Below are 12,730 nucleotides of genomic sequence, written 5' to 3' on the forward strand. Positions count from 1 at the left end.
GGCTCCACCCGTGATCCACCCCTGAGCCGATCCCCTGACCTGGTCCTTTCCGTAGCGTCGAAGTGACAGAACTTCCCGCAACTCGGAGGCGCCCATGTCCGGGCTCGTCAACGCACTGGTGATCGTCGCGGTCATCGCTTTCGTCGTGGTCCGCCAGTGCTCGGCGCAGCAGATCTCGGGCGACCGCCGCTGGTGGGTCCTGCCGGGCGTCCTGCTCGTCATGGCCCTGCGTGAGCCCGGGCTGGTGGATCCGCGTCATGAGGCCCTGTACGTCGTGATCCTGGGTGCCGAACTGGCCGTGGGGCTGGTCACCGGTGCCGGCTGGGCGTGGACTGCCCGGCTCTGGCGTGCCGAGGACGGGACCCTCTGGAGCAGGGGCACCAGGGCGACGGCCTACGTCTGGGCCGGAGGGCTGATCCTGCGAGCGGCCCTGTACGGGCTTGCCGTGGCGCTGGGCATACATCAGGGCGGCCCCGCCCTGATGATGGCTCTCGCGGTCACCCTGCTGGTGCGCAGCGGCGTGCTGGCGCGGCGGGCCGCGGAGATATCGCAGTCGCACCGTGGGTCCGCCGAGGGTGTGCCGCTCCGCACGTCAGGAAAGGACCGCGTGTGACACCCGTTGCCTGGACGAGCTGGCCGTCGAGGGAGGCGCTCCTGCGCGAGGGCCGTACCCGTGCGCGGGCCGTGATCGGATGGCTCGTGCGGGCCGGGCTGCTCACCCTGATGCTCTGGGGGACTTTCACCGGCGGGCTGTTCGGCCCTTGGGAGATCGTGGTCGGTCTGGCCGGGGTGGCGGGCTGCGCGGCGGTCGCCGTGGCCTTCTTCCGCACCAGCCTGGAGAACCGCCTGTGGCCCTCGCTCGGGCTGCTGGCCCTGCTGATGCTCGCGGCGTTCGGAGCGCAGCAGGCGGGTGCCGGTGTGCCTGCCGCGGTGCTCTGGTGCGGCTGCGCCGTCACCGCGCTGGAGCGGCTGCCGCTCTCGGCGGGCGTCCCCGCGACGGCGGCTGCGCTCGGCGCGTACGCCGTCGTGAACACCGACAGCTGGTGGAACACGGCGTTGACCACGGCCGGGCTCTGCCTCGGAGGGTATGTGCTGCGTCTGGACGCCGAGGCCCGCGGGAACGCGCGGCGGCTACTGGCCCAGGAGCGGGCGGCCCGGGTGGCGGAGGCCGAGACGGCCGCGCTGGACGAACGGTCCAGGATCGCCCGGGAGATCCATGACGTGCTCGCGCACAGCCTCTCCGCGCAGCTGGTGCACCTGGAGGCGGCGCGGCTGCTGATCGAGAGGGAGCCGGTGGGGGAGTTCCGGGACCAGGTGCTGCAGCGGGTGGTCGCCGCCCGTTCGATGGCCCGTGAGGGCCTCGCGGAGACGCGTCAGGCGCTCTCGGCCCTGCGCGGCGAGGTGTCGCCGGTGGAGGAGTTCCTGCGGCAGCTGGTGGCGGCGGAGCCGGCCGAGGTCCGGGTCGAGGGGGAACCCCGGACGCTGACCGCCGAGGCCTCGCAGGCAGTCCGGCGGGTGGCGCAGGAGGCGCTGACCAATGTGCGCAAGCACGCACCGGGGGCCAGGGTGCTGATCAGGCTGGAGTATCTGCCGGATGTGATCGCCCTGGAGGTCAGCGATTCGGGTGGCAGCCGTGCCGGGAGCGAGCTCGCTGTCAGTGGCTCCGGCTACGGTCTGCTGGGGATGAGGGAGCGTGCCGAACTGCTGGGCGGAACGCTGGAGGCCGGTCCCGGCGAGGAGGGGTTCGTGGTGAGTCTGCGGGTGCCCGTGTGAACGCGCGGGTGGTGGTCGCCGACGATCAGTCGGTCGTGCGTGAGGGAATCGTCATGCTGCTGGGCCTGTTGCCCGGGATCGAGGTGGTCGGCGCGGCGAAGGACGGGGAGGAGGCCGTGGCCCTCGTGGCCGAACACGCCCCGGACGTCGTCCTGATGGACCTGAGAATGCCCCGCTGCGACGGTGTGGAGGCGACGCGCCGTATTCGCAGGGACTTTCCCGGCACCCAGGTCGTGGTGCTGACGACCTTCGCCGACGACGATTCGCTCTTTCCCGCGCTCAGGGCGGGGGCCCGGGGCTACCTCACCAAGGACGCCGGGGGCGACGAGATCGTGCGGGCCATTCAGGCGGTGCTCTCGGGCGAGGCGGGCCTCTCGCCCTCCATCCAGCGCCGTTTGCTGGAGCAGGTCACCGCGGGGCCCCTGCCGCCTGCCGGAGGCGCTGAGGCCGGGCTGCCCGACGGGATGACGCCCCGTGAGACCGAGGTGCTCGTCCTGATCGCCGAGGGGATGTCCAACGCGGAGATCGCCCGGCGCCTGCACATTTCGCAGGCCACCGTGAAGAGCCACATCAACAACCTGTTCGCCAAGGCGGGACTTCGCGACCGGGCCCAGGCGGTCCGCTATGCGTACGTTCGAGGACTCGCACAGCCGCCCGGGACATCCTTCACCTGAAGAGGTGAAGTCCGGGGAATGAAGTGCCCGGGATCTTCCCGATCTGCCCATTCTTGAGTACGCGGCCGAAGTGGTCCGTGGACAAGGGGAGTTGTTCGGTGGAGAAGGAAGCAGGGCGCGAGACCGCAGGGATGCGGCTCGAAGACCCGTGGTACGACGCACTGGCCTCCGGATGGGGGGAACTGGACGGCACGGGAAGTTTCGCACCCGCGGCGGTGCCCGGCCCCGCCGCACCCCGGAGCGGCCACAGCGCGGCGGAGATCTATCTGGAGGTGCAGCGCAGCGAGGCCTTCCAGGAGGTGCGCCGGCGGTACCGGAGGTTCGTCGTCCCCGCCACCGTCGCCTTCCTCGTCTGGTACCTCGCCTACGTCGTCACGGCGGTCACCGCACCCGGTCTGATGGCCCGCCCGGTGGCCGGGGCGGTCAACGTCGCCATGGTCGCGGGACTGGGCCAGTTCCTCACCACGTTCCTGCTCACCGGGGCGTACGCACGGCATGCGCGGCTGCGCAGGGACCGGGCCGCGCTCGATCTGCGCTGGGACACCCAGGAGATGACGCGGGGGATCGGGCGTTGAGCGGCAACCATCAGACCCTGGCGCTCCTGCTGTTCAGCGCCTTCATCGCCGTCACCCTGGGCATCACGACCTGGGTGAGCCGAAACCGGCAGGGCTCGGCCGAGGAGTTCTACGCGGGCGGTCGGCTGTTCTCGCCCATGGAGAACGGTTTCGCCATTGCCGGCGACTACATGTCGGCCGCCTCGTTCCTCGGCATCTCGGGAGTGATCGCCCTCTACGGCTATGACGGCATGCTCTACTCGGTCGGCTTCCTCGTCGCCTGGCTCGTCGTCCTGCTCCTGGTGGCCGAACTCGTACGCAACTGCGGGCGGTTCACCCTCGCCGACGTGGTGGCGGCCCGGATGGCGGAGCGCCCGGTCCGGATCGCCGCCGGTACCTCCTCCGTCACCGTGTCCGTGCTCTACCTGGTGGCACAGATGGTGGGGGCGGGAAGTCTCGTCGCCCTGCTCCTCGGCGGGACGAGCGGCGCCGCTCGGTCATGGACGGTCATCGGTGTCGGGGCGCTCATGGTGGTCTACGTGTCGCTCGGCGGAATGCGCGCCACCACCTGGATCCAGATCGTCAAGGCCGTCCTGCTGATGGCGGGCACCGTGGTGCTCACCGTGCTGGTCCTGGTCCACTTCCACGGCAACATCAACGAGTTGCTCAACTCCGCCGCCGACCGCAGCGGGTACGGCAGGGAGTTCCTGTCGCCCGGGCTGCGCTACGGCGGGAGCTGGACGGCACGCGTCGACTTCATCAGCCTGGGGCTGGCCCTGGTGCTCGGCACGGCGGGTCTTCCGCACATCCTGTCGCGCTTCTACACCGTGCCCACGGCCCGTGCCGCCCGCCGTTCCGTCGTCTGGTCCATCGGCCTCATCGGCGGCTTCTACCTGATGACGATCGTGCTCGGCTTCGGGGCGGCTGCGCTGGTCGGCTCGGCCGAGGTGCGGGAGTCGAACCCTGCCGGGAACACGGCCGTTCCGCTGCTCGCCCTGGTCCTCGGCGGCGGCGAGGGTTCGACGGGGGGAACCATTCTGTTCGCCGTGGTCGCCGCCGTGGCCTTCGCGACCATCCTGGCCGTCGTCGCCGGCATCACCCTCGCCTCGTCCGCGTCCGTCGCCCACGATCTCTACGCCTCGCTCAGGAGGCCGGGCTCCCGGCAGTACAGCGAAGTCGCCGTGGCCCGGGTCGCGGCGGCCGGGATCGGAGTGGCCGCCATCGGGCTGGGGCTGCTCGCCCAGGACCTGAACGTGGCATTCCTGGTGGGCCTGGCCTTCGCGGTCGCCGCGTCGGCGAACCTGCCCGTGCTGCTCTTCTCGCTGTTCTGGCGGAGGTTCACCACGCGCGGCGCGGTCTGGTCGGTCTACGGCGGTCTGATTCCCGCCGTCGTGCTGGTCCTGCTCTCCCCGGTCGTCTCGGGCAGCCCCACCGCACTCTTCCCCGGGGTGGACTTCCAGCTCTTCCCACTGGAGAACCCCGGGCTTGTCTCCATCCCCCTGGGCTTCCTCGCGGGCTGGATCGGCACGGTCACCTCGGCCGAGCCGCCCGACGAGGCCAAGCACGCGGAGACCGAGGTGCGTGCGCTGACCGGCGCCGGAGCCGTCTGACCGGCGCCGGAGCTCGGGGCCTCCGGATCCGCCTCACCAGGTCGTGGCGAGCCATGCCGTCACCGCGGCAAGAGCGATGAGGGCGGCGTTGAGACCGGTCTCCCGGACCTCGTTCCGGGACAGGTGCAGGGCAGCGGCCAGCGCCTGGAGGACGAGCAGGCCGAGTGCTGCCGCCATCGCGAGGACGGGTGCGATCCCCGTGAGCGGCGGCAGCACCAGACCGGCGGCGCCCAGGATCTCGACGACGCCGATGACCCGGACCAGCCTCATGGGGACCGTGTCGACCCAGCCCATCATGGGCGCCAGTTGCTCCTGGCTCTGGACGGTCTTCTTGCCACCCGCGTACAGATAGAAGGCCGCCAGGAGCCCGGCGACGATCCAGTAGGCGATCTCCATCTTTGTCCTCCGTCATGGTGACGACTTGTAAGCAAGCACATGATCGGTGACTATCGGAACGCTTACAAAAGGCACACAGGTGTGCCTTGCGAACAGGGGACGGCGATGTCGAAGTACCGTCACAGCTGCCTCATCCGCGGCGACGGAGGCCGGGCGATCCGAGGCATCCTCGATCGCATCGGCGACAAGTGGACCCTGCTGGTGGTCGCCACCCTCGACGGCGAACGCATGCGCTTCACCGAGCTCCAGCAGCGCATCCCCGGCATTTCGCAGCGCATGCTCACCCGCACGGTCCGGCACCTGGAGCGTGACGGCCTGGTGTCGCGCACGGTGTTCCCCGAGGTTCCGCCGCGGGTCGAGTACGAACTCACCGCGAGGGGGCGCACCCTGATCGAGCCTGCTGTGAAGCTGGCCGAGTGGGCCGTCGACAACAACGCAGGCATCGAGCTGAGCCGGACGACCTACGACTCGGAGCATCCCCGGGCGTAGGGCAGGTGATGCGCGGTCATCGACCGCCCGCGACCCACGCATAGCGGTGCTCGGGTCGCCCCGTCTCGCCGTACCGCAAGCTCAGCCGGACGCGTCCCGACCGTTCCAGCAGCTTCAGATAGCGCTGGGCCGTCTGCCGGCTCATCCCGGCGCTCTCCGCGATCTCCTGGGCGGAGAGCGGACCTTCGGCGCTGCGGAGCGCCTTGCGGACCAGCTCCGCCGTCGTGGCCGAGTGCCCCTTGGGCAGATCGGTCCCGCCCGCCGTCCACAGGGCGCCGAAGAGCCGGTCCACCTCGCCCTGTTCCGCCTCGCCGCCGCTCTCCAGGGTGCGGCGCAGCGCGGCGTAGGCCTCCAGCTTGGTGCGCAGCCCCGCGTACGTGAACGGCTTGACCAGGTACTGGAGGGCGCCCTGACGCATGGCCTCCTGGACCGTGGCGACGTCCCGTGCCGCCGTCACCATGATCACGTCGGTGCGGTGGCCGCGGCTGCGCAGCTCCCGCACCACCGCCAGTCCACTGCGGTCGGGCATGTAGTGGTCCAGCAGGATCAGGTCCACGGGTCCCTCCTCGACCGCGGCGAGGGCGTCGGCGGCGCAGTGTGCCTGCGCGGCCACCCGGAAACCGGGCACCTTCGAGACGTAGGCCGCGTTGATCCGTGCGACTCGGACGTCGTCGTCGACGACCAGGACCTCTATCACTGAGCCGCTCCCGCCCTGTCGGATTCCGCTTCGGCCGTCGCGTCGGGGAGGACGACGGTGAATGCGGCCCCGCCCTCGTCCGCCGTGTCCACTGCCACGCTGCCTCCCTGCCGTTCGGCCAGCCGGCGTACCAGCGCGAGCCCGAGGCCGCGCTTGCCGTGTGCGGGGAGTTCCTTGGTCGACCAGCCCTCAGTGAAGATCGATTCACGCTGTCCGGGCGGGACGCCGGGGCCGCTGTCGCGGACCCGCAGCACCACCGTACGGCCCTCGGCCCGCAGACCCACCTCGATCAGGGCGCCCTCGGACCCGGCGGCCGCGTCCAGTGCGTTGTCGACCAGGTTGCCGACCACCGTCACGAGCCCGCGCGGGTCGACGAGCCGGTCCGGAAGCAGGGTGCCGGGCGCCATGCGCAGGGCGACGCCGCGCTCCGCGGCCACCGTCGCCTTGCCGACCAGCAGCGCGGCGAGCAGAGGGTCACGGACCCTCTCGGTGATCTGCTCCGCCGTGGCCCGGTGGACGCCGACGACCTCGGTGACGAACTCCCTCGCATCCTCGTGCAGCTCCAGTTCCAGCAGGCCGAGCAGTGTGTGCAGGCGGTTGGCGTGCTCGTGGTCCTGGGCGCGCAGGGCGTCGATCAGTCCCCGGGTGGAGTCGAGCTCCCGGCCCAGGTGTTCGAGCTCCGTGCGGTCGCGAAGAGTGACGACGGCCCCGCCGTCGGCCGTCGGCATGCGGTTGGCGAGGAGTACCCGGCTGCCGCGCACGGCCAGCAGGTCCTCGCCCGCCACATGGCCGGCCAGGACATCGGTGGTCCGCCCGGTACCGAACACCTCGGCCAGCGGAAGGCCCGCCGCCTCGGAACCCACCCCGAGCAGGCGCTGCGCCTCGTCGTTCAGAAGCCGGATGCGGCCGCTGCCGTCGAGTGCGATCACCCCCTCGCGGATGCTGTGCAGCATCGCCTCGCGCTCCGTCAGCAGCGCGGCGATATCGGAGAAGGCCAGGTCGTGCGTCTGCCGCTGCAGGCGTCTGGAGATCAGATAAGCGGCCAGCGCTCCCACGGCCAGCGCCCCGCCCGCGTAGGCGAGCAAGCCCGGGATCGCCGCGAGGAGCCGGGCGCGGACACTGTCGTACGCGATACCGACGGACACCGCGCCGGCGATGTGCCCGGATGCGTCGCGCAGCGGCACCTTGCCCCGGGCCGAGCGTCCGAGTGTGCCGCTGTCGATCTCCCTCACGTCCTGGCCCGCGAGCGCCCTGCCGGGGTCGGTGGAGACGACCCCGCCGATCCGCGCGGGGTCGGGATGCGACCAGCGCACCCCGTGGCGGTCCATCACGACGACGTACTCGGCGCCGGTGGCACGCCTGATCCGTTCCGCGGCGCTCTGGACGGGGCCACTGGGCTCCGGGGTGGTGGTGAGCAGTGCCTCGGCGATCTGCGGCTGGGCAGCGGTGCTCTGCGCGATGGACAGGGCCCGGCGCATCGCCTGGTCGTCGAGCTGCGCGCTGAGGGGTGCCAGAAACAGGCCCGTGGCGAGTACGGTGACGCCGGTGGCGATGGCCAGCTGCATCAGCAGTACCTGCGAGAAGACGCGCTGGGGCCAGCCGAGTCGGCGCGGTCTCCTGGCCGTGGGCGGTGGGGCGCTCATCGTAGAGACGGTAGAGGGCATTCCGGTGCTTTCCGAAATTCGTCTTGTTTCCAGATCCACGCAATCGGCTTGCGTTTCTTGCGCTAATCTTGCGCACATGACGCGACGACTTGCCCAGGTGGCGCAGAAGGTTGGAGTCAGCGAGGCCACGGTCAGCCGGGTACTCAACGGCAAGCCGGGCGTTTCCGACGCCACGCGGCAGGCCGTTCTGTCCGCACTGGACGTCCTCGGCTACGAGCGCCCGACCCAGCTGCGCGGCGAACGGGCCCGGCTGGTCGGGCTGGTCCTGCCCGAGCTGCAGAACCCGATCTTCCCCGCATTCGCCGAGGTGGTCGGCGGCGCGCTCGCGCAGCAGGGGCTCACCCCGGTGCTGTGCACCCAGACCAAGGGCGGGGTCTCCGAGGCGGACTACGTCGAGCTGCTGCTGCAGCAGCAGGTCTCGGGCGTGGTCTTCGCGGGTGGTCTCTACGCCCAGGCCGACGCTCCGCACGATCACTACAAGGTGCTGGCCGACCGCAAGATCCCGGTCGTCCTCATCAACGCGGCCATCGCCCACCTCGGCTTCCCGTGTGTCTCCTGCGACGACTCGGTGGCCGTCGAGCAGGCCTGGCGCCATCTGGTCTCGCTGGGGCACGAGCGCATCGGCCTGGTGCTCGGCCCCTCGGACCACATGCCCTCCCAGCGCAAGCTGGCCGCCGCCCGCGTGCTCGCCGAGGCGTCCGGGGCCACCATCCCGGACGAGTGGGTGGCCAGGGCGATGTTCTCGCTGGAGGGCGGGCAGGCTGCCGCCATGCGGCTGCTGGACCAGGGCGTCACCGGCTTCATCTGCGCCAGTGACCCGCTCGCCCTGGGGGCGGTCCGCGCGGCCCGCCGCCGGGGCCTCTCGGTCCCCGAGGACGTCTCCGTCGTCGGGTACGACGACTCGGCGTTCATGAACTGCACCGAGCCGCCGCTCACCACCGTCCGTCAGCCGATCGAATCCATGGGGCGGGCCGCCGTCGAACTGCTCTGCGTGCAGATCGGAGGCCGTACGGTGCCGTCCGACGAGCTGCTCTTCGAGCCGGAGCTGGTGGTGCGGGGCTCGACGGCCCAGCCCCCGCGCAGCGCTTCCCGCTGACCGTCGTTAATTTGCGCTGCGGCAATCGTCTATTGCGGTACAGCGGCGGGCAGCGGCTGCGGAGGCTGTGGGCCGGTGTACTGCCCGCTGGGACGCATCCGCAGCGGCCGCTCCCCGTACTCCTCCAGGGCGTGGGCGACCCAGCCCGCCGTGCGGGAGATCGCGAACACCGTCTCTCCCGCCTCCGCGGCCATGCCCGAGGAGACGGAGAACACAGCGAGCGCCAGGTCGACGTTGGCGTGCAGCGGGGTGTGCCGGGCGGTCGTGGAGACGACGTCACGGGCGGCGGCCAGGGCGGGTGCCGCCTGCGGGATCTCGGCGAGCAGCTCGAAGAGGGCGCGGGCCCGGGGGTCCTCGCCGGAGTAGAGCCGGTGGCCGAGCCCCGGTACCCGGCGTCCGGTGCGCAGATGGTCCGCGACCACCGGGGCGGCCCCGCCCCGCTCCAGGACCTCCGTCAGCATGCGGTGGGCCAGCCCGCTCGCCGCTCCGTGCAGAGGGCCCTCCAGCACCCCGAGCCCTGCGGAGACCACGGCGTACGGATGGGCGCGGGCGGAGGCGGCGACCCGGGCCGCCAGAGTGGAGGCGGCCAGATCGTGGTCGATCAGCAGCCCCAGTGCGGTGTCCAGGACGGCCAGTGACGCCTCGTCGCCCGCCCGGCCGGTGAGTTTCGGCCACAGCTGACGTGCCAGGCGGGGCGGCGCAGCCCCGCCGTCGGCGGCCCCGTTCGTCGCCCCACCGTCCTCCGCGGCCGTCGGCAGCGCCGCGACCAGCGTCGGGATCAGGCTCCGGGCGCCGCCGAGCACCGCCTCGCGCGACAGGTCGAAGCGCAGCGGATCGGCCGCGGCCGCCGCGACCACCGCCACCCGCAGCCGGTCCGTGGAACCGCAGTGCGGCGGCAGCGCGCCGACCGCCGTGCGGGCCGCGGTGAGCGCCTCGGCCGGCGCCGTGAAGCGGACGCCGGGCCGCAGCTCCCCGGTCCAGAGCCACTCCGCGACCTCCTCGTACGTGTGGCGCCGCGCCAGCTCCGTGGCGTCGACGCCACGGAAGAAGAACCGGTCGCTCCCGATGAGCGTGATGCCGGTGGGGAAGGACAGCGCCCCGGCCGGGGCGGTCGGCTCCCTGCGTCCCGTACGCCGCGCCAGGGCGTCGACCTCCGCCGCGTCGAACGTGCTTCCGCGACCGCCCGGGGCGCGGTTGCTGCTGAGCTGGCCCCGGCTCACGTACGCGTACACCGTCTCGGGCTTCACGCCCAGGCGCTCGGCCGTCTCCCGCGTGGTGAGCCGCTGCGCCAAGGGCTCGGTGAGGCCGGCCTCGCCTGCTTGATCCGTCATGCTGTCCACCGTATCCATATTGATTCAATCAACATTGACAGAATTGAAGTCAAGCATAGACAGTCGAATCAATATCAGCAGCGACGGAATGTCCATGGAGGAAGCAATGACGACCACCACCGCCGACGCACCGCTCGACGTCCCCCGGGGACTCGCGGGTGTCGTCGTCACCGATACCGCCCTCGGAGACGTCCGGGGCCGCGAGGGCTTCTACCACTACCGTCAGTACTCGGCGATCGAACTGGCGCAGACCCGCAGTTTCGAGGACGTCTGGTACCTGATGACCGAGGGTGAACTGCCCGGCCCGGCCGCCCGCGCCGACTTCGCCACCCGCACGGCAGGGCTGCGCCGGCTGCCCGCCGAGGTCCGGGACGCGCTGCCCGGCATAGCCCGGGCGGGCGCCGCGGCCGGTCCGCTCGCGGGGCTGCGTACGGCACTCTCCCTGCTCGGTGCCTCGGCCGGCTTCCGGCCGGTGTACGACATCGATGCGGAGCGGCGACGCGGCGACGCCCTGACCGTGTGTGCCGCCGTCCCCACCGTGCTGACCGCGCTGCACCGGCTCGGCCGGGGGCTCGAACCGGTGGAGCCGCGTGCCGACCTGCCCTACGCGGCCAACTACCTCTACATGCTCACCGGTTCCGTACCGGACGCCGGCCGGGTCAGGGCCGTGGAGCAGTACCTGATCTCCACCGTCGACCACGGTTTCAACGCCTCGACCTTCACCGGCCGCGTCGTCGCCTCCACCGGGGCGGACATCGCCGCCTGCCTGGTGGCCGCCGTCGGCGCACTCTCCGGTCCCCTGCACGGCGGTGCCCCCAGCCGCGCCCTCGACACCCTGGACGCCATCGGCACCCCCGACCGCATCGACGGCTGGATCCGCGAGCGGGTGCTCGCCGGCGACCGGATCATGGGCTTCGGGCATCCGGTCTACCGCACCGAGGACCCGCGTTCGCGCATGCTGAAGTCCATCGCCCAGGGCTTCGGCGGCCCGCTCGTGGACTTCGCGGTCGAGGTCGAACGCCAGGTCGAGGCGATCCTCGCCGAGCTCAAGCCGGGGCGCGAACTGCACACCAACGTGGAGTTCTACGCCGGTGTGGTCATGGAGCTGTGCGGGCTGCCGCGCGAGATGTTCACCCCGACCTTCTGCGCGGCGCGGGTCGTCGGCTGGAGCGCCAATATCCTGGAGCAGGCGGAGGACTCGAAGATCATCCGCCCGGCGGCCCGGTATGTCGGTCCGCCCCCGCCCCAGCCGGTCCCGGCCGTGTGACACCGCAGGAAGGCCCCCGTTGAACGCGTCGCCCCCGCCCCGCACCAGGCAGATCCCCGTCATCGTCCTCGCGGGATTCCTGGGATCCGGCAAGACGACGCTGCTCAACCACCTCCTGCGCCATCGGGCGGGAAACCGCATCGGCGTGATCGTCAACGACTTCGGGTCCATCGAGATCGACGCCATGACCGTCTCCGGGCAGGTCGGCTCGACGGTCTCGCTGGGCGGCGGCTGTCTGTGCTGCGCGGTCGACGCGAGCGAACTGGACACCTACCTGGAGACGCTCACCCGGCCCACCGCCCGCCTCGACGTGATCGTCATCGAGGCGAGCGGCCTCGCGGAACCCCAGGAACTCGTACGGATGCTCCTGGCCAGCGACAACCCGCACATCGTGTACGGGGGGCTGGTCGAGGTGGTCGACGCCGCCGAGTTCGCCGCGACCCGGGAGCGCCACCCGGAGATCGACCGCCATCTCGCCGTCGCCGACCTCGTCGTGCTGAACAAGACGGACCGGGCCGGTGAGGAGGAGCGGGCGCGCATCGGGGAGGCCGTCGCCGCGACCGGCAACGTGGCGGCCGTCGTCCCGGCCACGTACGGACGCATCGACCCGGAGCTCCTGTTCGATCCCGCGCTGCGGCCCGACGGCGAGGAGAAGGCGCGCCAGCTCACCTTCGAGGACCTGTACCTGGAGGAGCGGGCGCGGGAGACCGGCGAGGAACACGGGGCCCATCTGCACACGGCGTACGAGAGCGTCGACTTCGCCTCCGACGTGCCGATGGACCCCCGCCGGCTGATGGAGTTCCTCGACTCCCGGCCCGGGGGCCTGTACCGGATCAAGGGCCACGTCGACTTCGGGTCCGGCGATGCGGACCACGTGTACGCGGTGCACGCCGTCGGCAGGTTCCTGCGGTTCGTCCCCAGGGCCTGGACGCGCGGTGAGCCGCGGCTCACCCGGCTGGTACTGATCGGTTCCGGTATCGACGGCCGGGCCGTACGCAAGGAACTCGAAGGCTGCCGCGCCTCGGAGAAGCCGTCGGAGGAGCCGTCGAAGGAGCCGTCGGACGGACTGCCGGGCGAGCCGAACCGGGAAACGGCGCAGGACGCCGCACGCGAGCGAGCCATGTGGGGCGTCCTGCGGTACGTGCAACAGCCCGGCGACGACGCGTAGGGCGCGCCGCC

The 12,730-nt window shown here is 71.6% G+C and carries 13 protein-coding genes; 9 read left to right on the forward strand and 4 right to left on the reverse strand.

All coding sequences use genetic code 11. From position 1 onward, the window contains the following. Positions 1–94 precede the first annotated feature (94 nt). The 5 genes from ACGFZA_RS36340 to ACGFZA_RS36360 all read left to right on the forward strand — a co-directional run bounded on the left by ACGFZA_RS36340 (position 95) and on the right by ACGFZA_RS36360 (position 4,611). Positions 95–613, forward strand: a complete 519-nt coding sequence (locus ACGFZA_RS36340; RefSeq protein ID WP_393684829.1) for a DUF1453 domain-containing protein — start codon at positions 95–97, stop codon at positions 611–613. After that, positions 610–1,773 (forward strand): sensor histidine kinase, encoded by a 1,164-nt coding sequence (locus ACGFZA_RS36345; RefSeq protein ID WP_393684831.1) that lies wholly within the window; start codon positions 610–612, stop codon positions 1,771–1,773. Before ACGFZA_RS36340 ends, ACGFZA_RS36345 begins: the two co-directional genes overlap by 4 nt. After that, positions 1,770–2,447: a response regulator gene (locus ACGFZA_RS36350; protein WP_393684833.1), complete on the forward strand. Its 678-nt coding sequence runs from the start codon at positions 1,770–1,772 to the stop codon at positions 2,445–2,447. Before ACGFZA_RS36345 ends, ACGFZA_RS36350 begins: the two co-directional genes overlap by 4 nt. Before the next feature lie 131 nt (positions 2,448–2,578). Further along, entirely contained in the window at positions 2,579–3,022 is a 444-nt protein-coding gene (locus ACGFZA_RS36355; RefSeq protein ID WP_385280018.1) for a DUF485 domain-containing protein, read from the forward strand. Further along, on the forward strand, positions 3,019–4,611 hold the full coding sequence (locus ACGFZA_RS36360) for a cation acetate symporter (RefSeq protein WP_385279885.1): 1,593 nt from the start codon (positions 3,019–3,021) through the stop codon (positions 4,609–4,611). The genes ACGFZA_RS36355 and ACGFZA_RS36360 overlap by 4 nt, the downstream gene beginning before the upstream one ends. A gap of 33 nt (positions 4,612–4,644) precedes the next feature. Here ACGFZA_RS36360 and ACGFZA_RS36365 read toward each other — a convergent pair whose 3' ends face one another. Continuing rightward, the gene (locus ACGFZA_RS36365) at positions 4,645–5,007 is read right to left on the reverse strand and encodes a DoxX family protein (protein ID WP_385279888.1); all 363 of its coding nucleotides are present in this window, start codon (positions 5,005–5,007) and stop codon (positions 4,645–4,647) included. Between the two features lie 105 nt (positions 5,008–5,112). Here ACGFZA_RS36365 and ACGFZA_RS36370 point away from each other — a divergent pair, with 105 nt between their 5' ends. Continuing rightward, the gene (locus ACGFZA_RS36370; RefSeq protein ID WP_385279892.1) at positions 5,113–5,496 is read left to right on the forward strand and encodes a winged helix-turn-helix transcriptional regulator; all 384 of its coding nucleotides are present in this window, start codon (positions 5,113–5,115) and stop codon (positions 5,494–5,496) included. Positions 5,497–5,512: 16 nt separating this feature from the next. Here the strand turns inward: ACGFZA_RS36370 and ACGFZA_RS36375 are convergent, their stop codons facing one another. Next, positions 5,513–6,193 carry a response regulator gene (locus tag ACGFZA_RS36375; RefSeq protein WP_385279895.1) on the reverse strand — a complete coding sequence of 227 codons (681 nt, stop codon included), beginning with the start codon at positions 6,191–6,193 and terminating at the stop codon, positions 5,513–5,515. Continuing rightward, positions 6,190–7,836, reverse strand: coding sequence for an ATP-binding protein (locus ACGFZA_RS36380; RefSeq protein ID WP_393684837.1), 1,647 nt, complete (start codon positions 7,834–7,836; stop codon positions 6,190–6,192). Before ACGFZA_RS36380 ends, ACGFZA_RS36375 begins: the two co-directional genes overlap by 4 nt. A gap of 97 nt (positions 7,837–7,933) precedes the next feature. Here ACGFZA_RS36380 and ACGFZA_RS36385 point away from each other — a divergent pair, with 97 nt between their 5' ends. After that, the gene (locus ACGFZA_RS36385; RefSeq protein WP_385279901.1) at positions 7,934–8,953 is read left to right on the forward strand and encodes a LacI family DNA-binding transcriptional regulator; all 1,020 of its coding nucleotides are present in this window, start codon (positions 7,934–7,936) and stop codon (positions 8,951–8,953) included. Between the two features lie 29 nt (positions 8,954–8,982). On the opposite strand, the gene ACGFZA_RS36390 is transcribed toward ACGFZA_RS36385, so the two are convergent. Continuing rightward, positions 8,983–10,284, reverse strand: coding sequence for a citrate/2-methylcitrate synthase (locus ACGFZA_RS36390; protein WP_393684839.1), 1,302 nt, complete (start codon positions 10,282–10,284; stop codon positions 8,983–8,985). A gap of 106 nt (positions 10,285–10,390) precedes the next feature. Between ACGFZA_RS36390 and ACGFZA_RS36395 the strand changes: the two genes are divergently transcribed. Further along, complete coding sequence (locus ACGFZA_RS36395) at positions 10,391–11,551, forward strand: citrate synthase (RefSeq protein WP_385279907.1); 1,161 nt, start codon at positions 10,391–10,393, stop codon at positions 11,549–11,551. A gap of 19 nt (positions 11,552–11,570) precedes the next feature. Beyond that, the gene (locus tag ACGFZA_RS36400) at positions 11,571–12,719 is read left to right on the forward strand and encodes a CobW family GTP-binding protein (RefSeq protein ID WP_393684842.1); all 1,149 of its coding nucleotides are present in this window, start codon (positions 11,571–11,573) and stop codon (positions 12,717–12,719) included. Positions 12,720–12,730 lie beyond the last annotated feature (11 nt).

Source organism: Streptomyces sp. NPDC048211 (genome assembly GCF_043202315.1).
Taxonomy (GTDB): domain Bacteria; phylum Actinomycetota; class Actinomycetes; order Streptomycetales; family Streptomycetaceae; genus Streptomyces.